This window comes from Amycolatopsis lexingtonensis (assembly GCF_014873755.1).
Classification (GTDB): Bacteria; Actinomycetota; Actinomycetes; order Mycobacteriales; family Pseudonocardiaceae; genus Amycolatopsis; species Amycolatopsis lexingtonensis.
In genome coordinates, this window is the sequence record NZ_JADBEG010000001.1 from 2,509,297 (window position 1) to 2,535,824 (window position 26,528).

The 26,528-nt window shown below is 71.0% G+C and carries 33 protein-coding genes; 18 read left to right on the forward strand and 15 right to left on the reverse strand.

Annotation, left to right across the window (positions count from 1 at the left end):
- Positions 1–238: 238 nt before the first annotated feature.
- The 6 genes from H4696_RS11580 to H4696_RS11605 all read left to right on the forward strand — a co-directional run bounded on the left by H4696_RS11580 (position 239) and on the right by H4696_RS11605 (position 7,127).
- Positions 239–1,543, forward strand: coding sequence for an ABC transporter substrate-binding protein (locus H4696_RS11580; protein WP_086860520.1), 1,305 nt, complete (start codon positions 239–241; stop codon positions 1,541–1,543).
- A 4-nt stretch (positions 1,544–1,547) separates the two neighbouring features.
- Positions 1,548–2,537, forward strand: a complete 990-nt coding sequence (locus H4696_RS11585; protein ID WP_086860518.1) for a carbohydrate ABC transporter permease — start codon at positions 1,548–1,550, stop codon at positions 2,535–2,537.
- A complete protein-coding gene (locus tag H4696_RS11590) occupies positions 2,534–3,391 on the forward strand; it encodes a carbohydrate ABC transporter permease (RefSeq protein ID WP_086860516.1) in 858 nt (285 codons plus the stop codon). The genes H4696_RS11585 and H4696_RS11590 overlap by 4 nt, the downstream gene beginning before the upstream one ends.
- A complete protein-coding gene (locus H4696_RS11595; RefSeq protein ID WP_169734994.1) occupies positions 3,388–4,800 on the forward strand; it encodes a GH1 family beta-glucosidase in 1,413 nt (470 codons plus the stop codon). The genes H4696_RS11590 and H4696_RS11595 overlap by 4 nt, the downstream gene beginning before the upstream one ends.
- A 178-nt stretch (positions 4,801–4,978) precedes the next feature.
- Entirely contained in the window at positions 4,979–6,745 is a 1,767-nt protein-coding gene (locus H4696_RS11600) for an IlvD/Edd family dehydratase (RefSeq protein WP_086859827.1), read from the forward strand.
- A gap of 73 nt (positions 6,746–6,818) precedes the next feature.
- Positions 6,819–7,127, forward strand: a complete 309-nt coding sequence (locus tag H4696_RS11605; RefSeq protein ID WP_086859829.1) for a DUF3040 domain-containing protein — start codon at positions 6,819–6,821, stop codon at positions 7,125–7,127.
- A gap of 19 nt (positions 7,128–7,146) precedes the next feature.
- On the opposite strand, the gene H4696_RS11610 is transcribed toward H4696_RS11605, so the two are convergent.
- Both H4696_RS11610 and H4696_RS11615 read right to left on the reverse strand, forming a co-directional pair.
- The gene (locus tag H4696_RS11610) at positions 7,147–8,241 is read right to left on the reverse strand and encodes an NAD(P)-dependent malic enzyme (RefSeq protein ID WP_249026990.1); all 1,095 of its coding nucleotides are present in this window, start codon (positions 8,239–8,241) and stop codon (positions 7,147–7,149) included.
- A 56-nt stretch (positions 8,242–8,297) separates the two neighbouring features.
- A complete protein-coding gene (locus H4696_RS11615; protein ID WP_086859833.1) occupies positions 8,298–8,714 on the reverse strand; it encodes a CBS domain-containing protein in 417 nt (138 codons plus the stop codon).
- 84 nt (positions 8,715–8,798) lie between these two features.
- Between H4696_RS11615 and H4696_RS11620 the strand changes: the two genes are divergently transcribed.
- A complete protein-coding gene (locus tag H4696_RS11620) occupies positions 8,799–9,425 on the forward strand; it encodes a UdgX family uracil-DNA binding protein (protein ID WP_086859834.1) in 627 nt (208 codons plus the stop codon).
- A 2-nt stretch (positions 9,426–9,427) separates the two neighbouring features.
- On the opposite strand, the gene ligD (H4696_RS11625) is transcribed toward H4696_RS11620, so the two are convergent.
- From ligD (H4696_RS11625) to H4696_RS11640, 4 genes are all read right to left on the reverse strand, one after another.
- Complete coding sequence (ligD, locus tag H4696_RS11625; RefSeq protein ID WP_086859836.1) at positions 9,428–10,291, reverse strand: non-homologous end-joining DNA ligase; 864 nt, start codon at positions 10,289–10,291, stop codon at positions 9,428–9,430.
- Complete coding sequence (gene ligD / locus H4696_RS11630; RefSeq protein ID WP_086859838.1) at positions 10,288–11,232, reverse strand: non-homologous end-joining DNA ligase; 945 nt, start codon at positions 11,230–11,232, stop codon at positions 10,288–10,290. Before ligD (H4696_RS11630) ends, ligD (H4696_RS11625) begins: the two co-directional genes overlap by 4 nt.
- Complete coding sequence (gene ku / locus H4696_RS11635; protein ID WP_086859839.1) at positions 11,229–12,146, reverse strand: non-homologous end joining protein Ku; 918 nt, start codon at positions 12,144–12,146, stop codon at positions 11,229–11,231. Before ku ends, ligD (H4696_RS11630) begins: the two co-directional genes overlap by 4 nt.
- Before the next feature lie 64 nt (positions 12,147–12,210).
- Positions 12,211–12,405 carry a hypothetical protein gene (locus H4696_RS11640; protein ID WP_086859841.1) on the reverse strand — a complete coding sequence of 65 codons (195 nt, stop codon included), beginning with the start codon at positions 12,403–12,405 and terminating at the stop codon, positions 12,211–12,213.
- Positions 12,406–12,593: 188 nt separating this feature from the next.
- On the opposite strand from H4696_RS11640, the gene H4696_RS11645 reads away from it, so the two are divergent.
- Positions 12,594–12,803, forward strand: coding sequence for a hypothetical protein (locus H4696_RS11645; RefSeq protein ID WP_086859843.1), 210 nt, complete (start codon positions 12,594–12,596; stop codon positions 12,801–12,803).
- Positions 12,804–12,820: 17 nt separating this feature from the next.
- On the opposite strand, the gene H4696_RS11650 is transcribed toward H4696_RS11645, so the two are convergent.
- Both H4696_RS11650 and H4696_RS11655 read right to left on the reverse strand, forming a co-directional pair.
- On the reverse strand, positions 12,821–13,552 hold the full coding sequence (locus H4696_RS11650; RefSeq protein WP_086859845.1) for an ANTAR domain-containing response regulator: 732 nt from the start codon (positions 13,550–13,552) through the stop codon (positions 12,821–12,823).
- Between the two features lie 221 nt (positions 13,553–13,773).
- Positions 13,774–14,736 (reverse strand): TIGR03557 family F420-dependent LLM class oxidoreductase, encoded by a 963-nt coding sequence (locus H4696_RS11655; RefSeq protein ID WP_086859847.1) that lies wholly within the window; start codon positions 14,734–14,736, stop codon positions 13,774–13,776.
- A 117-nt stretch (positions 14,737–14,853) separates the two neighbouring features.
- On the opposite strand from H4696_RS11655, the gene H4696_RS11660 reads away from it, so the two are divergent.
- The 3 genes from H4696_RS11660 to H4696_RS11670 all read left to right on the forward strand — a co-directional run bounded on the left by H4696_RS11660 (position 14,854) and on the right by H4696_RS11670 (position 16,489).
- Entirely contained in the window at positions 14,854–15,183 is a 330-nt protein-coding gene (locus H4696_RS11660) for a plasmid stabilization protein (protein WP_086859849.1), read from the forward strand.
- A gap of 68 nt (positions 15,184–15,251) precedes the next feature.
- Positions 15,252–15,701 carry an ATP-binding protein gene (locus H4696_RS11665; protein WP_086859851.1) on the forward strand — a complete coding sequence of 150 codons (450 nt, stop codon included), beginning with the start codon at positions 15,252–15,254 and terminating at the stop codon, positions 15,699–15,701.
- Positions 15,698–16,489 (forward strand): SigB/SigF/SigG family RNA polymerase sigma factor, encoded by a 792-nt coding sequence (locus H4696_RS11670; protein WP_086859853.1) that lies wholly within the window; start codon positions 15,698–15,700, stop codon positions 16,487–16,489. The genes H4696_RS11665 and H4696_RS11670 overlap by 4 nt, the downstream gene beginning before the upstream one ends.
- Before the next feature lie 34 nt (positions 16,490–16,523).
- Here the strand turns inward: H4696_RS11670 and H4696_RS11675 are convergent, their stop codons facing one another.
- Positions 16,524–18,026 (reverse strand): CYTH and CHAD domain-containing protein, encoded by a 1,503-nt coding sequence (locus H4696_RS11675; protein ID WP_225955656.1) that lies wholly within the window; start codon positions 18,024–18,026, stop codon positions 16,524–16,526.
- A gap of 119 nt (positions 18,027–18,145) precedes the next feature.
- Between H4696_RS11675 and H4696_RS11680 the strand changes: the two genes are divergently transcribed.
- Complete coding sequence (locus H4696_RS11680) at positions 18,146–18,688, forward strand: hemerythrin domain-containing protein (protein ID WP_086859855.1); 543 nt, start codon at positions 18,146–18,148, stop codon at positions 18,686–18,688.
- A gap of 37 nt (positions 18,689–18,725) precedes the next feature.
- Positions 18,726–19,526 carry a GAF and ANTAR domain-containing protein gene (locus tag H4696_RS11685; RefSeq protein ID WP_086859857.1) on the forward strand — a complete coding sequence of 267 codons (801 nt, stop codon included), beginning with the start codon at positions 18,726–18,728 and terminating at the stop codon, positions 19,524–19,526.
- A gap of 42 nt (positions 19,527–19,568) precedes the next feature.
- Here the strand turns inward: H4696_RS11685 and H4696_RS11690 are convergent, their stop codons facing one another.
- From H4696_RS11690 to H4696_RS11700, 3 genes are all read right to left on the reverse strand, one after another.
- A complete protein-coding gene (locus tag H4696_RS11690) occupies positions 19,569–20,033 on the reverse strand; it encodes a hypothetical protein (protein WP_086859859.1) in 465 nt (154 codons plus the stop codon).
- A 69-nt stretch (positions 20,034–20,102) separates the two neighbouring features.
- Entirely contained in the window at positions 20,103–20,939 is an 837-nt protein-coding gene (locus H4696_RS11695; RefSeq protein WP_086859861.1) for an aldo/keto reductase, read from the reverse strand.
- 85 nt (positions 20,940–21,024) lie between these two features.
- Positions 21,025–21,486, reverse strand: a complete 462-nt coding sequence (locus H4696_RS11700) for an SRPBCC family protein (RefSeq protein WP_086859863.1) — start codon at positions 21,484–21,486, stop codon at positions 21,025–21,027.
- A 117-nt stretch (positions 21,487–21,603) separates the two neighbouring features.
- On the opposite strand from H4696_RS11700, the gene H4696_RS11705 reads away from it, so the two are divergent.
- From H4696_RS11705 to H4696_RS11715, 3 genes are read left to right on the forward strand one after another with little or no spacing between them, the layout of a single operon-like run.
- On the forward strand, positions 21,604–22,017 hold the full coding sequence (locus H4696_RS11705; RefSeq protein WP_086859865.1) for a phage holin family protein: 414 nt from the start codon (positions 21,604–21,606) through the stop codon (positions 22,015–22,017).
- Positions 22,014–22,322 (forward strand): DUF3618 domain-containing protein, encoded by a 309-nt coding sequence (locus tag H4696_RS11710; protein ID WP_086859867.1) that lies wholly within the window; start codon positions 22,014–22,016, stop codon positions 22,320–22,322. The genes H4696_RS11705 and H4696_RS11710 overlap by 4 nt, the downstream gene beginning before the upstream one ends.
- On the forward strand, positions 22,319–22,582 hold the full coding sequence (locus H4696_RS11715; RefSeq protein ID WP_086859869.1) for a DUF4235 domain-containing protein: 264 nt from the start codon (positions 22,319–22,321) through the stop codon (positions 22,580–22,582). The genes H4696_RS11710 and H4696_RS11715 overlap by 4 nt, the downstream gene beginning before the upstream one ends.
- Before the next feature lie 51 nt (positions 22,583–22,633).
- On the opposite strand, the gene H4696_RS11720 is transcribed toward H4696_RS11715, so the two are convergent.
- Positions 22,634–23,002: an STAS domain-containing protein gene (locus H4696_RS11720; protein ID WP_086859871.1), complete on the reverse strand. Its 369-nt coding sequence runs from the start codon at positions 23,000–23,002 to the stop codon at positions 22,634–22,636.
- Between the two features lie 166 nt (positions 23,003–23,168).
- On the opposite strand from H4696_RS11720, the gene H4696_RS11725 reads away from it, so the two are divergent.
- Positions 23,169–24,470 (forward strand): NAD(P)/FAD-dependent oxidoreductase, encoded by a 1,302-nt coding sequence (locus H4696_RS11725; RefSeq protein WP_086859873.1) that lies wholly within the window; start codon positions 23,169–23,171, stop codon positions 24,468–24,470.
- Positions 24,470–25,018, forward strand: coding sequence for a hypothetical protein (locus tag H4696_RS11730; RefSeq protein WP_086859875.1), 549 nt, complete (start codon positions 24,470–24,472; stop codon positions 25,016–25,018). Before H4696_RS11725 ends, H4696_RS11730 begins: the two co-directional genes overlap by 1 nt.
- Before the next feature lie 4 nt (positions 25,019–25,022).
- On the opposite strand, the gene H4696_RS11735 is transcribed toward H4696_RS11730, so the two are convergent.
- Together H4696_RS11735 and H4696_RS11740 are read right to left on the reverse strand one after the other, a co-directional pair.
- The gene (locus H4696_RS11735) at positions 25,023–25,457 is read right to left on the reverse strand and encodes a VOC family protein (RefSeq protein WP_086859876.1); all 435 of its coding nucleotides are present in this window, start codon (positions 25,455–25,457) and stop codon (positions 25,023–25,025) included.
- Between the two features lie 125 nt (positions 25,458–25,582).
- Positions 25,583–26,473: a LysR family transcriptional regulator gene (locus H4696_RS11740; RefSeq protein ID WP_086859880.1), complete on the reverse strand. Its 891-nt coding sequence runs from the start codon at positions 26,471–26,473 to the stop codon at positions 25,583–25,585.
- Between the last annotated feature and the right edge of the window lie 55 nt (positions 26,474–26,528).

Here is a 26,528-nt window from a genome sequence, read left to right on the forward strand (position 1 = left end):
CTTCATCCCCTGCTCGAGGCCCCACGCCTACCGCCCTCGCTCCCGCAACCACCTGGACGTCGACAGCTTAACCGGCAAGCGTGGTCAAGTCCGGGAGCGCTCCTCGCAGGAAACGCTCCGGTTACGACCCCTTGACACCGGTGAGACCCCCAAGCAGACTCTGCGACACCTGGGAGCGCTCCCAGATCGGCTCCCAGCAGTGAGAGCGCTCATTCCCGTCAACAAGGTGGTTGGACACGTGAGAACGATCCGGAACGGCCTGGTCCTGGCACTGGGCATCACGATGACGGCGCTCGGCGCCACGGCCTGTGGTGGGGGCGGTGACAGCAGCACCCCGCCCGCGGCGGGCCCGAACGAGCACGTGGACCTGACGCTGGCGACGTTCACCGAGTTCGGCTACGAGGCCCTCATCCCGGAGTACGAGCGGCTTCACCCGAACATCAAGATCACCCACCGCAAGACCGGCCAGGGCGGCCCGTACCACGAGGAGCTGGTCACCAAGCTCGCCGCCGGCTCGGGCCTCGCCGACGTCACGGCGCTCGAAGAAGGTCACCTGTCCGACTTCCTCGACAAGGGCTCGAAGTTCAACGACCTGAGCAAGATCGGCCCGGCCGACGCCTCCCCCGACCGCTGGCTGAGCTGGAAGTACGACGCCGCCAAGACCAAGGACGGCAAGCTCATCGGCTACGGCACCGACATCGGGCCGCTGGCCATGTGCTACCGCAAGGACATGTTCAAGGCCGCCGGCCTGCCGGACGACCCCGAAGCGGTCAAGCCGCTGTTCGCCACCTGGGACAGCTACTTCGCCGCGGGTGCGGACTTCGTGAAGAAGAGCAACGGCAAGGCCTGGTTCGACTCGGCCGCGCAGAACTTCAACGCCATGGTCAACCAGCTCCCCGAGGGCTACATCGGCAGCGACGACAAGCTCGCCGTCGAGAGCAACCAGGGCATCAAGGACGCCTGGACCAAGGTCACCGACGCGGTCGCCAAGGGCGAGTCGGCCAAGCTCACCGCGTTCAGCAACGAGTGGAACACCGGCTTCAAGCAGGGCGCGTTCGCCACGAAGGTGTGCCCGGCCTGGATGCTCGGCGTGATCAAGGAGCAGGCCGGCCCGGAGAACGCGAACAAGTGGGCGGTCACCGCGGCCTTCCCCGGCGGCGGCGGCAACTGGGGCGGCTCGTACCTGACCGTGCCGACGCAGTCGAAGCACCCGAAGGAGGCCGCCGAGCTCGCGGCCTGGCTGACCGCGCCGGAGCAGCAGATCAAGGCGTTCCAGGCCAAGGGCACGTTCCCGAGCCAGGTCAAGGCCCTCACCGACCCCGCGCTGCTGAACAAGACCGACGACTACTTCGGCGGCACGAAGGTCGGCGAGCTGTTCGCCGAGCAGGCCAAGAAGGTCCAGAAGCCGCAGTACAAGGGCCCGGGCGACGGCCAGATCCAGGAGAACGCGTCCAGCCCGGCACTGCAGGCCGTCGAACAGGGCAAGTCGGCGGCGGACGGCTGGAACCAGATGGTCGACGCCGCGAAGAAGATCACGCGCTGAGCCGATGACCGTCCTCGACAAGGTCGCGCCGGAAGGGAGTAAGGCCGGGGAGCGCACGTCTCCCCGGCCCACCTTCCGTCACCGGTTGAGCCGGTGGGACGTCAAGGTCTCGCCGTACCTCTACATCGCGCCGTTCTTCATCCTCTTCGGGATCGTCGGGCTGTTCCCGCTGCTCTACACCGCCTACGTCTCGCTGTTCAAGTGGGAAGCCGGGAGCGACGACCCCGACTTCATCGGCCTCGACAACTTCAAGGAGCTCTTCGCCGACGCGCAGTTCTGGAACGCGCTGACGAACACGATCAGCATCTTCCTGCTCTCCAGCGTCCCGCAGATCATCATCGCCGTGCTGCTGGCGGCCCTGCTCGGCGCCCGGCTGCGCGGGGCCACCGGCTGGCGGGTGGGCATCCTGCTGCCGTACGCGGCCAGCCTCGTCGCCATCGGCATCATCTTCGCCAACCTGTTCGGCCCCAAGTACGGGCTGATCAACGGCGTGTTGCAGACCATCGGGCTGGACCCGGTCGATTGGCAGGCCAGCCGCTTCGGCAGCCACGTCGCGATCGCGATCATGGTCAACTGGCGCTGGACCGGCTACAACGCCCTGATCGTGCTGGCGGCCATGCAGGCCATCCCGAAGGAGCTGCACGAGGCGGCGCTGATCGACGGCGCCGGCACGTGGCGCCGCTTCTGGAACGTCACCCTGCCACTGCTCCGGCCGACGCTGATCTTCGTCACCATCACCTCGACGATCGGCGGCCTGCAGATCTTCACCGAGCCGAAGCTGTTCGACGCCATGCCCGGGTCGAACAACGGCGGTTCCACCAACCAGTTCCAGACCGTGACGCTGTACCTCTACCAGACGGCGTTCCAGAACGCCGATCTCGGCTACGCCTCGGCGATCGCCTGGGTGCTGTTCCTGATCATCGTGCTGATCGCGCTGGGGAACTTCTTCCTCACCGGCCGGCTCGCCCGTCCCCAGGCGGTGAAGAAGAAATGACGACGCTCCAGAGTGGACTGCGGCAGAAGGTCGCCACGCTCGGCAAGCCACGCAAGGCGACCTACGTCGTGCTGGCGATCTTCGTGCTCGGTTCGCTGTTCCCGTTCTACTGGTCGTTCCTGGTGGCCAGCCGCGACAACGGGATGCTCACCGAGCGCATCCCGCCGTTCGTGCCCGGCGGCAACTTCTTCGCCAACGCCGCGCGGGTGTTCGACACCGTGCCGTTCTGGAAGGCACTGGCCAACAGCGTCATCGTGTCCGGCACGGTGACGCTGACGACGGTGCTGTTCTCGTCGCTGGCCGGGTTCGCCTTCGCCAAACTGCGGTTCCGGGGTCGCAACAAGCTGTTCGTGTTCATCGTCGTCACGCTCGCGGTGCCCACCCAGCTCGGCATCATCCCGCTGTTCATCGCGATGTCCGAACTGGGCTGGACCGGGAGCCTGACGGCGGTGATCGTGCCCAACCTGGTCACCGCGTTCGGCGTGTTCTGGATGCGGCAGTACACAGTGGACGCACTGCCGTACGAGCTGATCGAGGCCGCGCGCGTCGACGGCTGCAGCATGATCCGGATCTTCTGGAACGTCTGCCTGCCCGCGGTCCGGCCGGCCGCGGCGATCCTGGCGATGTTCACGTTCATGATGTCGTGGAACGACTTCCTGTGGCCGCTGGTGGTCCTGGACGCGGGCAACCCGACCGTCCAGGTCGCGCTGGAGAAGCTCCAGAGCGGCTACTACGTCGACTATTCGCTGGTGCTGGCCGGCACGACCCTGGCCACCATCCCGATCCTCATCGTCTTCGTCCTCCTCGGCCGCCAGATCGTGGCCGGGATCATGCAAGGTGCCGTGAAAGGGTGAACATGTCCGTACATCCCGACAGCGTTCGGGCGGAGACAGCGCTGATGTTCCCGCCCGGCTTCGTCTGGGGCGCCGCCACCGCGGCGTTCCAGGTGGAAGGGGCCACCACGGCCGACGGTCGCACCGACTCGGTCTGGGACGTCTTCGCGCGCCGTCCGGGTGCGGTCGTGGGCGGCGACACCGGCGACCCGGCGGCCGACCACTACCGCCGCTACTCCGAGGACGTCGCGCTCATGCGGCGCCTCGGGCTCGGTGCCTACCGCTTCTCGCTGGCCTGGCCGCGGGTCCGGCCGGACGGCGGCGAGCCGAACGCCGCCGGGCTCGCCTTCTACGACCGGCTGGTCGACTGCCTGCTCGAGGCGGGCGTCCAGCCGTGGGCGACGCTCTACCACTGGGACCTGCCGCAGGCCCTGGAGGAAAAGGGCGGCTGGACCTCGCGGGACACCGCGTACCGGTTCGCCGAGTACGCGGAGTCGATCGTGGAGCGCCTCGGTGACCGCGTCGCCAGCTGGTCGACGCTGAACGAGCCGTGGTGCGCGGCGATGCTGGGCTACGCGGGCGGCATCCACGCGCCCGGCCGCACCGATCACCCGGCCGCCGTCGCCGCCACCCACCACCTGCTGCTGGGCCACGGGCTGGCGATGGACGTCATCCGCCGCCACGCGGCGGGGGTCCCGGCCGGGATCACGCTGAATCTGTACCCGGTCGCCGCGCACGACCCGGCGAACGTCGCCGACGTCGCGGCGGCCCGGCGCATCGACGGCCTGCAGAACCGGCTGTTCCTCGACCCGGTGCTGCGCGGCGGCTACCCGGACGACCTGGTCGCCGACCTCGCGCCGTTCGGGCTGGAGTCGGTCGTGCGGGACGAAGACGCCGCCGTGATCGCCGCACACGTCGACTGGCTGGGCGTGAACTACTACCGCGACTACCGCGTCGCGGGCCGCCCGGTACCGGGCAGCGAGCCGGCGGGCCCGGAGTGGGTCGGCGCGGGCGACGTCCACTTCGTCCCGGACCCGGCGGCCCCGCGCACGGACTCGGGCTGGGAGGTCCAGCCGGCCGGCTTGACGGAGTCCCTACTGCAGGTGCACCGCGGCTACCGTCGGGTCCCGCTGTACATCACGGAGAACGGCGCGGCCTACCCAGACGTCATCAGCGACGGCGGTGACATCGTCGACACCGACCGGGTCGCGTTCCTGGACTCCCACCTCCGGGCAGCGCACGACGCCCTGGCGGCGGGAGTGGACCTGCGCGGGTACTTCTACTGGTCGCTGCTGGACAACTTCGAGTGGGCCGAGGGGTACGCGAAGCGGTTCGGCCTGGTCCACGTGGATTACGAAACGCAGGTCCGGACGCTGAAGCGCAGCGCGCAGTGGTATTCCCGCGTGATCGGGATGAACGGCCTGGGCTGACCCGGGGATCCGTGGCGGGCACCGGCGCGGGTGCCCGCCACGAGCCGCCCCAATGTGGCATTGGTTGCGTCAGACGCACCCAATGTGGCGTTCGGTGCGTCTGACGCACCGAACGCCACATTGGGGCGCTTGAGCCGAGGGCGTGCATTCCGGGACCGCCATTGCCAGACTGGCCGGTATGGGACTGCGCAGCGAAGCTTGGTTCAACAACCCCGCCGACCCCGGGATGACCGCGCTCTACCTCGAGCGGTACATGAACTGGGGCCTCACCCGGGAGGAGCTGCAGTCCGGCAAGCCGATCATCGGGATCGCGCAGACCGGCTCCGACCTGTCCCCCTGCAACCGGCACCACCTGCAGCTCGCCGACCGCACCCGCGAAGGCATCCGCGAGGCGGGCGGGATCGCCATCGAGTTCCCGGTGCATCCCATCCAGGAGACCGGCAAGCGCCCGACCGCCGCCCTCGACCGGAACCTCGCCTACCTCGGACTGGTCGAGACGCTCTACGGCTACCCCATCGACGGCGTCGTCCTGACCACCGGCTGCGACAAGACCACCCCCGCCTGCCTGATGGCAGCCGCGACCGTCGACCTCCCCGCCATCGTGCTGTCCGGCGGCCCCATGCTCAACGGCTGGCACAACGGCGAGCGCACCGGCTCCGGCACCATCATCTGGAAGGCGCGCGAACTGCTCGCGGCCGGTGAGATCGACGACGCCGGGTTCATGGAGCTCGTCGCGTCGTCCGCGCCGTCACCCGGGCACTGCAACACCATGGGCACGGCCTCGACGATGAACGCGCTCGCCGAAGCGCTCGGGATGAGCCTGCCGGGCTGCGCGGCCATCCCGGCGCCGCACCGCGACCGGGCGCGGATGGCCTACCGCACCGGGCTGCGGATCGTCGAGATGGTGCGCGAGGACCTGAAGCCGTCCGACATCCTGACGCGCGAGGCGTTCGAGAACGCCATCGTGGTGAGCTCGGCGATCGGCGGCTCGACCAACGCGCCCATCCACATCGGCGCGATCGCCCGGCACATCGGCGTCGACCTGCCGCTCGAGGACTGGCAGCGGCTCGGCCACGCCGTCCCGCTGCTGGTCGACCTGCAGCCCGCGGGCAAGTACCTCGGCGAGGAGTTCCACCGCGCCGGCGGCGTCCCCGCCGTCGTGCACGAGCTGATGCGGCACGACCTGATCCACGAAGAAGCCCGGACGGTCAACGGCCGCACGCTCGGCGAGAACTGCCGCGACGCCGAAGCCGGCGACCGGGACGTCATCCGGACGTTCGACACCGCGCTGACCGCCGACGCCGGCTTCCTCGTGCTCAAGGGCAACCTCTTCGACGCGGCGATCATGAAGTCCAGCGTCATCTCGCCGGAGTTCCGGCGCCGCTACCTGGCCAGCGGGGTCTACGAGGGCACCGCGGTCGTGTTCGACGGGCCGGAGGACTACCACGCGCGCATCGACGACCCGGACCTCGGCGTCGACGAGCACTCGCTGCTGGTCATGCGCGGGACCGGCCCGCTCGGCTACCCGGGCTCCGCGGAGGTCGTGAACATGCGGCCGCCGGCGGAGCTGATCAAGCGCGGGGTGCACGAGCTGCCGTGCCTCGGCGACGGCCGCCAGTCGGGCACGTCCGGCTCGCCGTCGATCCTCAACGCATCCCCCGAAGCCGCGGCGGGCGGCGGGCTCGCCGTGCTGCGGACCGGCGACCGGGTGCGGATCGACCTGGCCGCGGGCACCGCCGACGTCCTGATCCCCGACGAGGAACTCGCGCTGCGCCACAAGGAGCTCGCCGAGGCGGGCGGTTACCCGGTGCCGGAAGCGCAGACGCCGTGGCAGGAGATCCAGCGGTCGATGGTCGACCAGCTCTGCGACGGCATGGTGCTGCGCCCGGCGGTGGCGTACCAGCGGATCGCCGAGACGAAGGGCATTCCCCGCGACAACCACTGATTTCACCGCACCGGCCCGCTTTGAACGGGTCCCGAGCGGGTATCACTCCGGTAGCCGAGGCGAGGAGGATCCCATGCTTCCGGAGCGAGAACACCACGCGCTGCGCGAAATCGAAGCGGAGCTGCGCGCGAGTGACCCGGCGTTCGCCGCCGCCTTCAGCGGCCACAAGCTGCGCGGGGTCAGGCGCTGGAACCTGCTTCTGGTGCTCTGCGACGTCACCGCCGTCGTGATGCTGCTCGTCGGCCTCTTCGCCCGGGACGCCGCGCTCGTGCTGTGGGGCACGGTGAGCTCGGGAGCGCTGGTGGCGTGGCACATCGCCCGCGCCGAAACTGCTCGCCAGGACACCGAAGACGGCGCCGCCCCGACCGCGGGCGCGCACTGACCCGGCGCTCCACAGTGGACTAGGCGTCGGCCTTCGCCGCGCCCGCGACCGCCTCGGCCATGGCGGGCACCAGCGCTTCGTCGAACACGCTGGGCACGATCCGGTCCGGCGCCAGGTCTTCTCCGACGACGTCGGCCAGCGCGTGCGCGGCGGCGAGCAGCATGTGCTCGGTCACCCGCGGCGCGCCCGAGTCGAGCAGCCCGCGGAACATCCCGGGGAACGCCAGCACGTTGTTGATCTGGTTGGGGAAGTCACTGCGCCCGGTCGCGACGATCTCGGCGTGCTGCCCGGCCGCCTCGGGATCGACTTCCGGGTCCGGATTCGCCAGCGCGAACACGATCGCGCGCTCCGCCATGGCCTCGACGTCCTCGGGCGCCAAGAGCCCGCCGGCGCTGACGCCGATGAAGACGTCCGCACCGCGCAAGGCGTCCTTCAGCGAACCGGGGGCACCACCCGTGTTCTCCGCCAGCCAGCCCTTCTCCCCCACCAGGTCCCGGTCTTCGTGCAGGACGCCTTCGCGATCGCAGACGACGATCCCGTCGGACGGGTAGCCGGCGCGCAGCAGCAGCCGGGCGATCGCGCTGCCCGCCGCGCCGGCGCCGGAGATGACGACCGACGTCCCCGCGGGGTCGCGGCCGGTCAGCTTCAGCGCGTTGTGCAGCGCGCCGAGCACGACGACCGCGGTGCCGTGCTGGTCGTCGTGGAAGACGGGGATGTCGAGCTCGTCGTGCAGCCGCCGCTCGACGGTGAAGCAGCGCGGCGCGGCGATGTCTTCGAGGTTGATCGCGCCGAACGACGTCGCGAGGTCCTTCACCGTGCGGACGAGGTCGTCGGGTTCGCGGCTGACCGGGCAGATCGGCCAGGCGTCGACGTCGGCGAACCGCTTGAGCAGGGCCGCCTTGCCCTCCATCACCGGCAGGGCGGCGGCCGGGCCGCGGTCGCCGAGCCCGAGCAGCGCCGAGCCGTCGGAGACGATGGCGACCGAGTTGGCCTTGACCGTCTCCCGCCCGAGCGCGGACGGGTCGTCGGCGACCCGCTTCGCCTGGTCCGCGACGCCCGGCGTGTAGTGCTCGGCCAGGTCCTCGGGGGTTTCCAGGGCGACGCGGGTCGCCACTTCCACTTTTCCTCGGCTGCGCGTCATACCGGCCGGGTACCCGCGCGGCGCGGTGCTCAGTCGTAGGAGAGCGCCTCGACCAGCTCGCCCGCGCTCGGGTTCGCCAGCGCCCTGGCCACGTCGGCCTGCGCGACGATCCCGACCAGGTCGTGCCCGTCGATCACCGGCAGCCGGCGCACTCGGTGCTCGGACATCGTGCGCAGGATCTGCTCGGCGTCGTCGTCGGCACCGATCGTCACGGCCTCGCCCTGGGCCAGCTCACCGACGTGGAGCGCGCGCGTGTCCTTGCCCTCGGCCAGCACCTTCACGACGATGTCACGGTCGGTGATCATGCCCTTCAGCCGGTTGTCCTCACCGCAGATCGGCAGGGCACCGACGCCCAGCCGGGCCATGGTGACCGCGGCGTCCTGCACGGTGTCGGACTCGCGGGCACAGGTGGCGTCCGCCGTCATGATGTCGCGTGCGGTGGTCATCGTGAACTCCTTTCTTCCGGTTGCTGGACGGCTACCCGGGGTCGCCGGGTTTACTCGGCGGCCGTCCGGGGAATTTCCGGCCACATGCCGGATTCCCGCGGCGCCGAGCCGCCGGACACCACCGACTTCGACCGCCTGCGCTCGGCGGCGTCGGGGTGTCAGGGGTGCACGCTGTACCAGGACGCCACGCAGACCGTCTTCGGCGAAGGCACGGCCGGGGCGAAGGTCCTCGTCGTCGGCGAGCAGCCGGGCGACAAGGAGGACGTGGCGGGCGAGCCGTTCGTCGGCCCGGCGGGCAAGCTCCTGGACCGTGCGTTCGAGGAGGCCGGCTTCGACCGGCGGTCGCTGTACGTGACGAACGCGGTCAAGCACTTCAAGTTCAAGCGCGAGGGCAAGCGCCGCATCCACCAGAAACCGGGCCGCACGGAAGTGGTCGCGTGCCGCCCGTGGCTGCTGGCGGAGCTGCGCGCGGTGCGCCCGGAACTGGTGCTGCTGCTGGGCGCGACGGCCGCGCAGTCGGTGCTGGGCCCGAAGTTCCGGCTCACCGAGCACCGCGGCGAGCCGGTCGAGCCGCCGGAGGACCTGACGGAACTGGTGCCGTCCGCGGTGGCGACGGTCCACCCGTCGGCGGTGCTGCGGGCCCCGGACCGGGACGAGGCGTACGCGGCTTTCGTGGCAGATCTCAAGGCGGCGGGCAAGCTGCTGGGCTGAAGTCAGCCCAGCTTCGCCAGCGCGGCCTCGGCCGACGCCGCGTGCCCGTCCAGGTCGCGCCACGGATCGTCCTTGCGGGCCAGCCGCTGCTTCTCCTTCGCCAGGCTCCAGCCGTCCGGGTCGGCCTTGCCCAGCTCCCGCCAGTCCAACGGCGTCGCCGCCGCCGCACCTGGCCGCGCACGCAGGGAGTACGGCGCCACGAACGTCTGCGCGTACCCGTTCCGGTTCGCGTCCAGGAAGATCCGGTCGCCGCGCTTTTCCTTGCGCTGGGCCGTGGTCAGGCGGTCCGGGTCGGCAGCCGCGACGCGGTCGGCCAGGGCCCGGGACAGGTCCAGCACGACTTCGGTGTCCGACTTCGCGTCCAAGGGTGCCAGCACGTGGAAACCACGGCCGCCGGTGGCCTGGACGAACGCCGTCAGCCCTGCGCGCTCGTATTCGTCACGGATGCGCCGGGCGGTCGCGCGCAGCTCCGCCACCGGCGTGCGGTCCGGCGGGTCGAGGTCCAGCACCAGGCGGTCGGGCCGCTCCGGAGCATCCACAGTGGACAGCCAGACGTGGAACTCCACCGTCCCCTGGTTCGCCAGGTACTCCAGCGTTTCCGCGTCGTCGCAGACCACGTAGTCGTCCGTCCCGCCGCCGCGCCGGGGGACGCGCTCGACGCGGACCGAGTCCGGGAAGTGCTCGCCCGGGTGCTTCTGGAACCAGCCCTGCTTCGCGATGCCGTCCGGGAAGCGCCGCAACGTCAGCGGGCGGCCGCGCAGGTGCGGCACCATGACGTCCGCGACGTCCCGGTAGTACCCGACGACGTCGCCCTTGGTCAGCCCGTCGTCCGGGTAGAACACCTTGTCCTCGTGGGAAATCTTCATGCCCGCTCCCGTACGACGTCCGCGGCCTTCTTGTCCTCGCGCAGCCCGGCGAACCGCGGGTGCCGCAGCCGCCCGTCGCGCGTCCATTCGGAGAAGCCGATCTGCGCCACCAGCTCCGGCCGGACCCAGTGCGCGCCGCGCTCCCCCACCGGGCCGTGGAACGGCGAGCTCGGCGTCTCCAGGTCCTTCAGCCGCGCGTGCAACGACGCCAGCAGCCGCTCGTCGAAGCCGGTGCCGACCTTGCCCGCGTACTTCAGGCCGCCGTCTTCGTGGTAGCCGAGCAGGAGCGCGCCGAAGCCGTGCCGGGCGCCTCGGGGATCGGTGAAGCCGCCGATGACGAGTTCCTGACCCTGCGCGCACTTGAACTTCAGCCAGTCGGGTGACCGCCCGTGGTGGTACGGCGCGTCGGCCCGCTTGGCGATGACGCCTTCCCAGCCCCGCCGGCAGGCTTCCTCGAAGAACTTCTCGCCCTCGGTGTTGCGGTGCGCCGACAGCCGCAACGGGTCACCGAAGTCGAACGCGTCCCGCAGCAGCGCCTTCCGCTGCCGCAGCGGCAGGCCGGTCGTGTCCTGGTCGTCGAAGTACAGCAGGTCGAACAGGTAGTAGTAGACGCGCACGCCGGTCGCGCGGGCGCGGACCGGGTCGCTCACGTGGATCCGCGGCTGGAGCGCGGCGAAGCTCGTGTTCGCCCCGTCGAACGCCACGATCTCGCCGTCGGCGACGAACCGCGGGCCGCCCCGCGCCGCGAGGCCGTCGACGATCTCGGGGTAGGCGGCGTCCATCACCTTGCGGTTGCGGGAGTACAGCGTCGGCGCACCGGAGTCGCGGACGCAGATCGCGCGGACGCCGTCCAGCTTGCGCTCGAAGATCCACTCTTCGCCGGAGAACCGGCGGTCGGTGAGCGTGGCCAGGGTGGGCTCGCGCCAGCCGGGTCCGGTCACGAGGCCTTCAGCGCCTTCTCCAGCTCGGCGCGCGTCATCTTCGACCGGCCCTTGACGCCCTGCTCGCGGGCGAGCTTGTCCAGGTCCGCTTTGGACAGTTCGCCGAGGTCCCGCTTGGCCGGCTTCTTGGCGCCGCCCTTGCGGTTCTTCACGCTGCGCGAGAGCGCCTCGAAGAGGTCGACGACGTCGGCCGAGGGCTCCGGCTCCTCTTCGTGCGTGATCTCCTTGCCCGCTTTCTTGGCCTTGATCAGCTCTTCGACGCGCTTCGAGTACTCGTCGCGGTAGTCCTCGGGCCGCCACGGCGCGGTCATCTCGTCGACCAGCGCGAGCGCCATGTCGAGCTCCTTCGGCCGCGGCTTCGGCAGCTCGGGCAGCTTGCCCATGACGTCCTTCGGCTTCCGCAGGTCCGCGACGAAGTGCAGGGTGTTGAGCACCATGACGCCCTCGCCGGCACGGACCGCCGCGAGGTATTCCTTGCCGCGCAGCACGAACTTCGCGACGCCGGCCTTTTCGCTGCGGTCCATCGCCTGCAGCAGCAGGCCGTACGCCTTGGCGAAATCTTCCTTCGCCGGCTTGAGCCAGTACGTCTTGTCGAAGAACCAGGGGTCGATGTCGTCGAGCTCGACGAACTGCTCGATGTCGATCCGGCGGGACCGCTCGGGCGCGATCTCGTCCAGCTCGTCCGGCTCGACGAGCACGTGGTCGCCGCCGCCGAGGTCGTAGCCCTTGACGATCTCGTCCTGGCCGACCTCGTCACCGGTCCGTTCGTTGACGCGGCGGTTGCGGATCCGGTCCGACGTGCCGCGTTCGAACTGGTGGAAGTGGATCGTGTGGTCCGCCACCGCGGGGTACAGCTCCACGGGGACCGTCACCAGCCCCAGGCTCAGCGCGCCGCTCCACACCGGTCTCGCCATCTCGACCTCCTCACCGGCAGCGATACCCGTGCGGCGGTCTCCCGAAACTCAGCGTGACGGGGGGTCAGGCCACTTCGCTGGCGCGGCCACCGCGGTGCAGGCCGAGCATCTCCAGCAGCCGGGCGCAGTCCTCGGGGTCCTTGGCCTGGGCCGCGACGGCCAGCGCCGCCTTGTGCCGGGTGCGTTCCTGCGCCGGGGAGTCACCACCCTCCAGCAGCAGGTCCGCCACCGGTCGCAGGTCGTTCCGCTTGTCTCGCATCTCCGCTCCCCTCCGGGCATCCGCCTGTGCGTCTCGCCGGCCGGTTACCCCGGATCACTTCCTGAAACACAGGAGGCACCCGACGGGGCTCTGGAGACGCCGAACATTAGGCCGAACGAGTGAATTCGCCCGGTACGCGCCCTGGAGACGGCAAGGTAGATGAGACCCACGTCACACCAGGAGGCCGGATGGGCACCCAGATCCGCATCAGCCGCGAAGGCGGCTCACTCCCCTGCGAGGTCTGCGGCTTCCCGACGATGCACGTGGCGCAGGTCGTCGCGGACGACGGGACGGTGCTCGGCCGCACCCTGGTGTGCACGACCTGCCAGCTCGGCCGGCTCCGCCAGGAACCGGCCGCGGAGCCGGACTCGCCGCCGGACGAGGTCACGACGGGCTGAGAAGGGACGGGCACGGCTCACGCCGTCGTCGTCACCACCGCCGCCACGAAGTCCGCCGCCACCTCGTGCAGCTTGCGGTTGCCGTCCTGCGACCGCTTCACGAGCCGCTGGAACGCCTCCTCCGCCGTGATCCGGTGCGCCGCCATCAGGATCCCCTTGGCCTGGTCGATCACCGCGCGCGTCTCCAGCGCCCGGTTGAGCTGGTCCACCAGCTCGCGAGCCGCGAAGTACCGCCGCGCGCTGCGCAGGCCGAACACCACGGTCGCCGTGTACAGCTCCAGGATCTTCGTGCCCAGCTCGCTGAAACCGTGCTCGCCGAACCCGAAGAGGTTGACCGCGCCGGACATGTCCTCGTCCACCGTCAGCGGGGCCGCCAGGAAACTGGCCACCCCCAGCTGCTCGGCCGCCGTCACGAACTGCGGCCAGATGTCCCCCACCGCACCGACGCCGACCCGGACCGGCTGGCCGGTCTCGGCGGCACGCAGGCACGGGCCGTCGCCGATGCGGTACTGCTCGCGGTCGAAGTTGACCGCTCGCTGGTCGGTGCTGGCGACCGTTTCCGGAACGCCTTCGCGCACGAGGGTGATGCTCGCCATGTCGGCTCCCGGCACCACGTGCACCACGTGGTCGCACACCGCCTGCAGCATCTGGCCGAGGTCCAGCTCGGTGTCCAGCATCGCGGTCAGCGACTCCATCGCGACCGTGACTTCGTCCAGCCGTGCGGTGAGCTGCTCGTGGCCGCCCGTCATCCTGGTGACGCCCCTTCATCCTTTGCTCAGGGCGCTTGAAGACCAGGGAGGACCCGGGCGCGCGCCACTAGTGGGCCGCTAGCGCTTTAACGGGTCCGGGCGCGAGATTACTGCATCGCGATCGGCGCGGGCACGAGCGGTCACCAGCGCGGCGCGCCACGCGTCCGTTCGGAGCAACGACGGTCGCGGGCCTGTCCGAAGTGGACTTCCCCCCGGCGCGGTCAGCCGCGCAGAGCCGGGAGCAGTTCCTTCTCGGCGAAGTCGAGGAAGCCCTCCTGCTGGTCGCCGCCGATCTGGACGAGCGCGACGTCGGTGAAGCCCGCCTTCTCGAACTCGCGGACACCTTCGACGATCGGCTCCACGTCCGGGCCGCAGGCGATCGAGCCGGCGACGTCCTCCTCGCGGATGAACTGCGTCGCCCCGGCGAACCCGGCCGGGCCCGGCAGCTCGGCGTTGACCTTCCAGCCGCCGGCGAACCAGCGGAACTGCTCGTGCGCGCGCTTCACCGCGGCGTCGCGGTCGGGACCCCACGAGACCGGCAGCTGCGCGATCTTGCGCGTGGGCGGCCCGAGCCGGGTCGCGTCCCACTCCTGGGCGAGCTCCACCTTCGGCTCGACGGCGATCATCGCGTCGGCGACCGGGGCGAACCGCCGCACCGACTGCGAGCCGGAGACGGCGACGGCGACCGGCGTCCGCTTCTCCGGCAGGTCCCACAGCTTCGCGGAGTCGACGCGGAAGTGCTTGCCCTCGTAGTCGAAGTACCCGCCGTCGAACAGGCCGCCGATGATCTGCACGGCCTCGGCCAGCATGTCGTGGCGGACGTTGGCCGGCGGCCAGCCGCGGCCCACGACGTGCTCGTTGAGGTTCTCGCCCGCGCCGAGCCCCAGGGTGAACCGGCCGGCCGAGAGCGCCTGCACGGTCGCGGCCTTCTGCGCCACCACGGCCGGGTGGTACCGCATGATCGGGCAGGTCACGTACGTCATCAGCTCGACGCGCTCGGTGCTCTGGGTGACCGCGCCCAGCACGCTCCAGGCGTAGGGCGCGTGCCCCTGCTCCGCCAGCCACGGCGAGTAGTGGTCGCTCATCACCTCGAAGTCGAAGCCGGCCGCTTCCGCACCGGCGGCGAACCGGACCAGTTCGTTCGGCCCGGTCTGCTCGGTCATCAGGGTGTAGCCGATCCGCATCGGCGCCTCCTCTCGTCAGCCCGTCGCGTACCCGGGTGATGCGGTGGGTAATCACCCGGCAACGACGTTTACCGGGTGATCAACCGGGTATCCGCCTGCGGGAAGAAGGGAGCAGCCATGCCTCAGTCGTGGAGCGGCAAGCGCGAACGCCAGTACGAGCACATCAAGGACTCGGCCGAAGACCGCGGCGCGAGCACCGGGCGGGCCAAGGAGATCGCGGCCCGGACCGTGAACAAGAACCGCGCGCAGTCGGGTGAGTCGCGGCAGGCGAGCAAGACGTCGGTCAAGGACAAGTCCCCGCAGCAGCGCGGCGGCGAGCGGTCGGGCAACCGCAAGGGCCCGGGCGGGCCGACCAAGGACCAGCTCTACAACGAAGCCAAGAAGAAGAACATCGACGGCCGTTCGAAGATGACCAAGAAGGAACTCGAACGGGCGCTGGGCCGGTGACATCGGTCCCCTTGAACGACCCCGAACCCCCAGTGTCAGCATTCCCCCAGATGGGTAGTACCTCCGGCATGGAAGAAATACCAAGTGGTGGCTCGCTCGGCGGCAAACCGACCGTCGAGGAGATGCTCGACGAGCTCGTCGAGCTACGGCTCCCCGCCATGGCGGAGCAGATTCCCCTGGTCCGCATGCTCACGCACGGCGTGGTCTCGCGCGCGGACTTCGGGCTGGACGCCATCGCCGACGCGAAGATGGCCGTCGACGAAGCCTGCGCGCAGCTCGTCCAGCTCGCCGAGCTGGGGTCGCAGCTGCACTGCCGCTTCCGGCTCGCCGTCGACGGGCTGCACGTCGTCGTCTCGACCCGCTCGACCGATCCCCGCCCGCCGAGCGACCGCACGTTCGGCTGGCACGTGCTGACCACGCTGAGCCGGTCGGTGACCGCGCACTGCGACGTCCTTCCCGGTGGAGGCGCGGGCATCGTCACGATCGAGCTGGTGCTCAACCCGGGAACGAGCGCGTGAGCGGCGAGCGCAAAACCGTCCTCCACCGCCCGGACGAGTACGCCCACTGCGAACCGTTGTTCGAAGAGCTGGGCGAACTCGACGCCGACGACCCGCGGCGCGATGCCGTCCGGAGCAAGCTGGTCACCGAGCTGCTGCCGCTGGCCGAGCACATCGCGACGCGGTTCTCCGGCCGCGGCGAGCCGCGTGAGGACCTGGTCCAGGTGGCGCGGATCGGCCTGATCAACGCCGTCGACCGGTTCGACCCCAGCCGGGGCCACGACTTCCTGTCGTTCGCGGTGCCGACGATCATGGGCGAGGTCCGGCGGCACTTCCGGGACACCGGCTGGTCCGTGCGCGTCCCGCGCCGGCTCAAGGAGCTGCACCTGTCGCTGAGCCAGGGCTCGGCGACGCTTTCGCAGCGCCTGGGCCGCGCCCCGACGCCGACCGAGCTGGCCGAGCACCTGAACCTGGACGTCGACGAAGTCCGCGAAGGCCTGATGGCGGGCAACGCCTACCAGGCGCTGTCGGTCGACAAGCCCGTGCACGACGACGCCGAGGCGCTGTCGCTGGCGGACACGATGGGCGAGCCGGACCACGAGATGGCCATGGTGGAGAACCACGAGGCCCTCCAGCCGCTGCTGCAGGAACTGCCCAAGCGCGAGCGCGCGATCCTGGTGATGCGGTTCTTCGGCGGACTGACCCAGACCCAGATCGCCGACCGCGTCGGCATCTCCCAGATGCACGTTTCGCGGCTGCTGTCGCAGACCCTCGAGCAGCTGCGCGGCAAGCTGACCGGCGAAGGCTAGGCGGCGGCCGGCCCGGACCGGGCCGGCCGCGACGTCACCCCTTCCGCAGCCGCCGCCACTCTTTCGCGAACTGCTTCCGCAGCCGCTCCGCCCGCTCGGCGTCCCGGGCGTGCAGCATCCCGAACGTGAAGGTGTTCTGCCCTTCGCCGTGCCCGGCGATGGCGAGGTGGCGCAGGACTTCCCGGCCGACCACGGTGTCCTGGTGCGCGCCGAGCGTCTGCTGGACCGCCTTGACGTTCTTGCGCCACTTCCGCACCTTCTTGCCGGACACCGGCTTCACGGTGTCGGCGGCGTACCGGGCCCGCTTCGCCTTCTTCCGGACGTCGTGCAGCGCGTGCTCCAGCTCCTCGCCGGACAGGCCGTGCGTCGCCGCCTCGGCGCGGGTCAGCTTCCGCGCCGCCTTTCCCAGCGGCTTGCGCAACCCGGCCTTCGCCGGCTTGCCCGCCTTCGCGGTCGACGGCGGGTCCGTCACCACCTCGTCCAGCGCCCGGAGCAGCGCGAGGTAGCGCTTGCCGGTCAGCGCGGTCAGCGCGCGTGTGCGCCCTTCCTCCGCCTCGCGGGCGAAGTAGCGGGTGAGGAACTGGCGCAACGGCCCGAACACCAGCTCCGGCGGCAGCTCGTCGAGCTGCGCGCGCAGCCGCTCTTCGCTGACTTCGGCGTCCCTCGCCGGGGCCAGCTGGCGGCCGAGCCACTGCAGCTCGGCCGCCAGGCCGTCGGTCCGCTCCTTGTCGAGTACTGACCCGAACGTGCGAAGCGTGCTCCGCAGCTTCCGGGCCGCGACGCGCATCTGGTGCACGGAGTCGTCGACGCCGAGCCGCACGCCCACGTCCGCCCGGCGCAGCCCGGCCGCGTGCTCGCGCAGCGACGCCACCACGACGTCCCCCGCCGACGGCTTCTTGCCGAAGCGCGGCGGCGCCGGGACGCGGTCGCCGACGAGGCGGCGGAGTTTCGAGGACCACGGCGAAGCCGAAGCGCCGGCGTCGGCCAGCGCGCGGTCGAACTCCTCGAGCAGGCCCGGTTCGGTGTCCGGGTCGAGTTCCAGCTCCAGCTCGCGCCACTCGTCGAGCCGCGCAGCCTCCCCGCCCGCTTCGCCGGTGACGTGGTCGTCGGTGAGGGTCGCGATCGTGCGGCCGTCGGCGGCCGCCAGCCGGTGGGCGAACCGGTCGGTGCGCAGGTGCGCGATCGGCACCAGCTTCTCCCCCAGCGTGTACGCGCGCACCAGGCGCCGGAACCGGCCCGGCACCTTGTGGACGTCCCCGCCCAGCGGGAGCTGGATCTCCTGCCGCTCATCGGCCGACACCGGCAGCTTGAGGTGCCAGCCCGCGTCGTGCCCGCCGACGCGACGCCGCAGCGTGATGCCGGCCGCCGCGAGCCGGAAGGTCTCGGTGTCGTAGTAGGACGCGTCGAGGACCTGCTCGACGGGATCGTCCTGGGCCGCGACGCCCGCCACGCCGATCAGCCGGGGCACGCCGCTGCCCGCCGCGACCTCGTACTTGCGTTCGCGTTCGATCACCGACGACGGCGCTGCCATGGTCATCCTCTCCTGGGGGCCGGTTCTCCTCCTGGCATACCCGGCGCGCTGCCCGCCGACACGGGATTCGGCGCGCGAGCAGCGGGTATCCGACCCGGAAACCCGAGCCCGGACCAGGAGCGTGCATGAACGGCAGCCAGCCCGCAACCGACCTGACGATCGTCCTCGCCGGTGACCACCGGGAGCTGGACCGGCTCTGCACCGAGCTCGAACTCGGCCAGGGCAGCCCGGAGAACCGCAAGGACCTCTCGGACCACCTGATCGCGGAGCTGGTCCGGCACGCCGTCGCCGAAGAACCCTTTCTCGACGGCGAAGGCGACCTCGCCGAAGCGGACCGGCTGATGCGGCAGCTGGAGGGCGCGGGTCCGCAGGAAACCCGGTTCGAGCGGCTGCTGGGCGGGCTCATCCGGACCGTGCGGCGGCACGTCCGCGACGAAGGGCCGGCGGCGGTGACCGAGGTGCGCCGCCGCTGTTCCCCCGAACGGCGGACCGAGCTGGGCCGTGCGGTCCTCGAAACCCGGGAAGCCGCCGCGACCCTGCCCCACCCCGACCTGGCCGACCGGGTGCCACCGGCCGAGCGGCTGTGGCCGGGCCCCGGGTTCGTCGACCGCGCCAGAAACGCACTGCTGCGGCCCGGGCAGGGCGAGAACGCACCGGCATCGGGTTGAATGGGGTCCGTCACCACCACGGACACAGCGAGGACCGATGAGCGTCAGTGAAGGCGAGTGGGCCCGGGACCGGGCCTGGTTCGGACAGGACGGCGCGCCGGCGCCGGGCCCCCTGGCGGGGCAGTTCGCCGACCTGACGCGGACGCTGCTCGACGCGACGCCGACGGTCGGCGGCGTGCTCAAGCTCGTCGTCGGCGCCGCGGTCGCGATCGTCCCGGACGCCCACCTGGTCAGCGTCACCCTGCGCGGCCCCGACGGCCGGTTCCACACGCCGGTCGAGACCGACCCCGTCGCCCTCGAGCTCGACCAGCTGCAGTACGACCACGGCGAAGGGCCGTGCGTGGAATCGGCCCGCCCGGACGGCCCGGCCGTCGGCTGGTCCCAGGACGTGGGCCGCGACCCCCGCTGGCCGTCGTTCGGCCCGGCCACCGCCCGGCACGGCTACCACTCGGTGCTGGCGACGGCGCTGCTCCCCGACGCCCGCCCGCCGCGCCTTTCGGGAGCGCTCAACATCTATTCGCGGACCCCGGGGGCGTTCGACAGCCGGGCCATCGACATCGCGCTCCTGCTGGCCACCCACGCGTCCCTCGCGCTCGCCCACACCGAAGCACTCGCCGCGGCCGAGCTGGAGACCGAAAACCTGCGCCGCGCGATCAACAGCCGGGACGTGATCGGCCAGGCGAAGGGAATCCTGATGCAGCGCCGCGGCATCACCGCCGACGAAGCCTTCGACGTGCTGCGGCGCGCGTCCCAGGACCTCAACGTGAAGCTCGCCGAGCTGGCGCACACCCTCGCCACCCGGCACACCGAGATCGACATCCCGGCCCGCGAGCGGTGAAAGCGCCCCAAGGTGGCCTTGCCTTGGGGCGCTTTCGACGGGCTACTGGGCCGAGTACGGCGAGCGGTTCTCCAGCGACGGGCTGACGTCCGGGTACCGGCCGTCCTGGCCCGGCACCGGCGTCACGGTCGGGGTCTGCGGCTCCACCCGCTGCGGACGGCTCCCGCGCTGGACGACCGCCTCGACTTCCTGCTCGCCGCGGATGCGGGCCAGCACGCCGAGGGTGATCGCGTGGGCGATCGCGAGGATCAGGAGCAGGACGCCGAGCCGGCCGACGACGCCCGGCAGGTCGCTGTCGCCCATGTCGATGGTCGAGATCAGCGCCAGCACACCCAGCGTCGCCAGGTGGAACAACACCGTGACCAGGCGGGTCATCGAAGCGCCCGCCGCGGGATCGCCGTAGGAGTTCTCCAGGTACCGCCGTCCGCTGCGGTAGATGATCTGCCCGTCGATGAGGACCAGCGCGATGCCGATCGCGAGGAACGACAGATACGCGTTCGTGGTCATGCCGGACGCTCCTTCCAGGGGGACCTTGCCGGAGGAATACCCTCGGCGTCGCTCAGGGAAACGCCGAGGTCACCCCGTGAAGGCGTCCGGATCCGGCCCCGTGCGGCGGCCGGCGTCGAGCTTGCCGATCGCCGTCATGTCCTCGTCGTCGAGTTCGAAGCCGAACACGTCGATGTTCTGCCGGATCCGGTCCGGGGACGACGACTTGGGGAACACGATGTTCCCGAGCTGGAGGTGCCAGCGCAGCACGACCTGCGCGGCCGTCCGCCCGTGCTTGCCCGCCAGCTCGGCGAGCACCGGGTCGTCGAGCACTTCGGCTTGCGCGAGCGGGCTCCAAGCCTCGGTCGCGATGCCGTGTTCCCGGTGGTAGGCGCGCAACTCGCTCTGCTGCAGCGCGGGATGCAGCTCGATCTGGTTGACCGCGGGCACCGTCTCGGTTTCTTCGGCGAGCCGGTCGAGGTGCCCTGGCTGGAAGTTCGACACGCCGATCGCGCGCGCCTTGCCCGCGCGCAGGATTTCCTCGAAACCCTGCCACGTGCGGACGTAGTTTTCCTTGTGCGGCAACGGCCAGTGGATCAGGTACAGGTCGACGTGGTCGAAGCCGAGCCGGCGCAGGCTCCCTTCCAGCGCGGTGATCGCGTTGTCGTGGCCGTGCGCGTCGTTCGCCAGTTTCGTGGTGACGAACACGTCTTCGCGCTTCAGGCCCGATTCCGCGATCCCGGCGCCGACACCCGCTTCGTTCCGGTACATCTGCGCGGTGTCGATGTGGCGGTAGCCGGCTTCGAGGGCCGTCCGCACCGCCTGCGCGGTTTCGTCCGGCGGGATCTGGAAGACGCCGAACCCGAATTGCGGGATCCGCACGCCGTTGTTCAATTCGACAGTGGGAACTTCGGCGGTGGTGGTCATGAGTGCGGCCTACCCGTGGCCTCCGGACGCGAAACACGGCGGGGCGGTCTGCCACCGCCCCGCCGTGCGTTTCACCCTGATCGGGTTAGGAGCCCGGGCGGTCCACGTCGCCGCGCCAGCCGCCGGTCTCCCGGCCGCGCTGCTCGATGAACTCCTTGAACCGCTTCAGGTCGCCCTTCACCCGGCGATCGAGCACACCCAGCTTGTCGGCGACGTTCTCGGCGAAGCCCTCCGGGTCGATGTCCATCTGCGCGGTGACTCGCGTGTGCGAGTCGTCGAGCCGGTGGAAGGTGATGACGCCGGCGTGGTCCGGCCCGGAGTCGGACGTCCACGCGACCCGCTCGTCGGGGTGCTGCTCGGTGATCGTCGCGTCGAATTCGCGCGTCACGCCACCGAACTTCGTCACCCAGTGGGTGTGCGTGGCGTCGACCTGGCGGATCTGTTCGACGCCTTCCATGAACCGCGGGAACTCCTCGAACTGCGTCCACTGGTTGTAGGCGGTGGAAACGGGGACTTCCACGTCCACGATTTCGGTGATCGTGCTCATGCACTCCTCCTGGTCGGTGGTGGAATTCCCCGGCTACCCGGTGGTCGGGGAGTCAAACGCGCCGTGATTGACCCGCCGCGCGCCGGGTACCCGGCGGCCAGGTGAAGGAGGTGTTCCGTGATCGAAGAAGTGAACGAGAAACCGGCGGCGGACCGTTCCGTCGGCGAACTGGTGACGGACCTGACCGACGAGGTCAAACGGCTGGTCCGCGACGAGATGCGGCTCGCGGTCTTCGAACTGCAGCGCAAGGGCAAGAAGATGGGCTTCGGCGCCGGGTTGTTCGGCGCGGCGGGCCTGTTCGCGTTGTTCGGCGCCGGCACACTGGTCGCGGCCGCGGTGCTGGCGCTGGCGCTGGTCCTCCCCGGCTGGCTCGCGGCGGTGATCGTCGCCGTCGCGCTGTTCCTGATCGCAGGGATCGCGGCGCTGGCAGGCAAGAAGGAAGTGACCCAGGCGGTGCCGCCGGTGCCCGAAGAAGCGATCACCGGCGTCCGCGAAGACGTGGACACCGTGAAGCAGGGAGTGCGGACATGAGCGGTGAGTTCCCGAAGAACGCCGAGGAGGCGCGGCTCGACCGGGACACCACCCGGGAAGAGCTGACCGAAACGCTGGAGGCGCTCGGGCAGAAGCTCGACGTGAAGAGCCGGGTCAAGGAAAACGTCGACGAGAAGCTCGACGTGGCCACCGCGAAGGTCGCCGACGTGACGAACGAGCCGACCGCGGTCAAGTTCCGCCAGGGCGCCGACGCCGTCCGGGCCAACCCGGTGCCGGTGTTCGCCGGCGTCCTCGGCCTGCTGATCGTGATCCGCCTGATCCTGCGACGGAGGAACGACTCGTGAACAAGGTGTTGTACAAGCCGCTGAGCTGGGTGATCGGCGCCCTCGGCGGTGTCCTCGCCGGCCAGGCGTTCAAGCAGGTCTGGAAGCGAGTGGCCGGTGAGGAAGACGCGCCCGACGCCACCGACCGCGACTACACCTGGCAGCAGGTGATCATCGCGGCGGCGGTGCAGGGCGCGATCTTCGCCGCCGTCAAGGCGGCCACGGAACGAGCGGGTGCCGTCGGCTACCGCAAGGCGACCGGCGACTGGCCGGACGACTGAGCCGGGCCGATCACTCCACAGTGGACGGAGGGAGGCGTGACCGCCGGGCGGTCACGCCTCCCCGCCGGGCTCGGCGGTGAGGCCGACGAGTGCGGCTCCCACGCGCGGGTGAATCTTCAGCACCAGGTCGGCGCCGGTCGCCTCGAGCGAGCGCGTCACCGCGTGGCCGCTCACGACGACGGCGAGGTCGGTGCGGTCGTGCGCCCCCAGCAGCGACCGGACGCCGGCGCAGCTGAGGAAAGCCACCCTGGTCAGGTCCGCGACGACCCGCTCGCCGGTGGCCAGGGCGTCGTCGAGCGTGCCGACAGTGGCGGCGTCGATGTCGCCCACCAGGGTGACGACGCGGACACCGCCCGGACGCTCCGTGGTCGTGGCGGTCAGACCGTCGGGTTCGAAAATGGTTCGGAAGATGTCGTGCATGGCGCTCCCTTTCACAGCCTGCAGGGGCGCTGACCGGAGCACGTGTCTGAACAACAGCCAACACCCTGACCGTACGCCACTGGGCCGAGAGGTCAACCCCGCCCGTTTCCCGGCTCCGACCTCGGGTAACCGGCAGAAGACGAGTTCCGGCCGAGAAAGGGGATCCATGCGTGTCGTGATCGTCGGTGGCGGTTTCGCCGGGTACAACGCGGCGAAACACCTCAGGAAAGAAGCAGGCGAAGACGCCGAAATCGTCGTGCTGAACCCGACGGACTACTTCCTGTACCTGCCTTTGCTGCCGGAGGTGGCGGCCGGGATCCTCGACCCGCGGCGGATCGCGGTGTCGATCCCCGACACCCTGCCCGGCGTGCGCCTCGTGCTGGGGACCGCGACCGACGTCGACTTCGACGGCCGCACGGTGGCCTACACCGACCCGGAGGACCAGGAGCACCGGATCCGCTACGACCGGCTGGTGCTGGCCGCGGGCAGCGTCAACAAGCTGTTGCCGATCCCCGGCGTCACCGAGTACGCGCACGGCTTCCGCGGCATTCCGGAAGCGCTGTACCTGCGCGACCACATCACGCGGCAGATCGAACTGGCCGCCGCGGCGGACGACCCGGCCGAACGCGACGCGCGCTGCACGTTCGTGGTGGTCGGCGCGGGCTACACCGGCACCGAAGTGGCCGCGCAGGGCCCCGCGTTCACCGCCGCGCTCGCCGCGCGCCACCCCGAGCTCGCCGGGCAGCCCATCCGCTGGCAGCTGCTGGACGTGGCCGACCGCGTGCTGCCGGAACTGGACCCGCGGCTCGGGCGGACCGCCGACGCGGTGCTGCGCTCGCGCGGCGTCGAAGTGCTGATGAAGACGTCGGTGGATCACGCCGACGCCAAGGGCGTGACCCTGACGAACGGCGACTCGGTGCCCACCCGGACCCTGGTGTGGTGCGTCGGCGTGCGGCCGGACCCGCTGGTCGCCGAGATCGGTCTCGAGACCGCGAAGGGCAGGCTGGTGGTCACCGAGCGGCTGAACGTGCCGGGCCGCGACGACGTCTTCGCCTGCGGCGACGCGGCCGCCGTCCCCGACCTCACCCGCCCCGGCCAGTACACCGCGATGACCGCGCAGCACGCCGAGCGGCAGGGCAAGCTGGCCGGGCGCAACGTCGCGGCGTCGCTCGGCTACGGCCGCCCCGGCACCTACCGGCACCACGACCTCGGCTTCGTCGTCGACCTCGGCGCCGGCGCGGCCGCGGCGAACCCGTTGCACATCCCGCTTTCCGGCCTCCCGGCGAAGGCGGTCACGCGCGGCTACCACCTGATGGCGATGCCGGGGAACCGCGTGCGCACGGCCACCGACTGGTTCCTGGAGCGGCTGTCCGGCCGCCAGACCGTCCAATTGGGACTGGTCCGGTCGGGGTCCGTGCCGCTCGACACGGCCTCGCCGGAAGTCCCCCACCGTGGAAAGGATTCCTGATGGCCGCCGAACCCCTGCGCTCCGAAGGCCCGCCCGTCGTGACGGCCGGCGACCCGGCCGGTCCCAAGGTGATCGTCCTCGACCCCGCGGGCGCGGGCAAGCACGACGAGCTGCCGGGCAGCTGGCGGCCCCTGGCAGAAAAGCGCGCGGTTTTCTGGTGCCGCCTCCCGGCGGGCGGCGCCCTCACCGAAGCCGACGACCTCCTCGGCGACGCGGGCCCCGCCGACCCGGAGATCACGGTGGTGGCGAGCGGCCCGTTCGCGACGGAAGCGCTCCAGCTGGTCGAGCGCCACCCGGGCGCGGCGGCCCGGCTGCTGCTGGTCGACCCGGCGTCGGACGCGTTCCTCCCGGCCGGCGACGCGCGGGAGGCGAACGAAGCATGGCTGACCGAGCACGACGACGTCATCGCGAAGCTGCGGGAGGCCGGCACGGTGGTGCGGGTGGTGGCGTCGAGCAGCGACAGCCCGGAAGACCGGGTGCCCCCGCCGTTGCCGCTGGGTCACCCGGAAGTGGTCGCGGCGGTCCGGATGGCCCTCGGCGACCGCTAGGCCGTCAGTCGAGGCAGAACTCGTTGCCCTCGACGTCCTGCATCACGATGCACGACTCGTTGTATTCATCGGCGTACAAGGTCTGGAAGTGGCTCGCGCCGAGCGCGATCAGCCGGTCGCGCTCGGCCTCCAGCGCGGCGAGCCGCTCGGCGCCCTTCAGCCCGGTGCCGACCCGCACGTCGAGGTGCACCCGGTTCTTGACGACCTTGCCTTCGGGAACGCGCTGGAAGAACAGCCGCGGGCCCGCGCCCGTCGGATCGGCACAGGCGAACGCGGCGCCCTGACGCTCGGCCGGCAGCGACCGGTCGAAGTCGGCCCAGGTGGCGAACCCCGGCGGCGCCGGCGGGACCACGTACCCCAGCACCTCGCACCAGAACCGGGCGACGCGCTCGGGTTCCGCGCAGTCGAAAGTGATTTGCACCTGCCTGATCGTCCCCATCCGCCCACCCTAACTTCGGCGTCCACGGCTTTTGCCGAAGGGGCCCGGCTCCGCCAACGTCTTGAATGAGTCATTCAGGACCTCCGAAGACCTGAATGACTCATTCAAGACGTTGGGCGAGCCGGTCATGACTGCTCCGCCGCACCGCGGGCCAACGCCACGAACCCCCGCACGACCGGGGAAACCGCGCCCGCGCGCCAAGCCAGGCCCAGGTCGATCCGCGGTACCGGATCTTCCAGCCGCCGCAGCACCACCCCGCGGCGACGCAACCCGCGCGCGCGGTGTTCGGGGACCGCCGCGATGCCCGCGCCCTCCGCGACCGCGCGCATCAGCTGCTCGTCCTCCGGCTCCTCGCGCACGATCCGCGGGACCCCACCCGGCCACACCTGCGCGCTGATCGCGTCGTACTGGCCCGGGCCGTTCTCACGCGGCCAGAACACCACCGGCTCCGCCGCGATCCACGCCCGGCGCAGCCGGCTCCGGCGTCGGGCCAGCGCGTGCCCCGACGGCAGCGCGATCAGCACCTCCTCCGAGCCGACCACCGCGACCTCCAGACCCGGGGCGTCCACCGGCGGCCGCACGAAGCCCAGGTCGATCTCGCCCGCGAGGAGCCGGGCCAGGTTGAAGCTCGTCCAGCCGGTCTCCAGCGCCAGGGAAACCTCCGGGTACCGCGCGCGGTACGCCGCCACCAGGTCGCCGGCCAGGGGGCCCGGGGCCGAGCGGGTGTACGCGATCCGCAGGCGCCCGGTGTCGCCGCGGCCGGTCGCCGTGATCACGCCGCGGGCGTGGTCCAGGCGGTCGAGCAGGTCGCGGGCCTCCGCCGCGGCGACGCGACCCGCCTCCGTCAGCGCGAAGCGGGGGCCCGTGCGGTCGAGCAGCGCGACGCCCAGCTCCGCTTCGAACGCGCGGATCTGCTGGCTCAGCGACGGCTGCGACACGAACAGCCGGGCCGCCGCGCGGGTGAAGTGCATCTCCTCGGCGAGCACGGCGAAGTAGTGCCATCGGCGCAGGTCCACCCAGCCACTATAGGACCGGCCTATGACACCAGAAGGATGAAGTCTTGGACCCGCC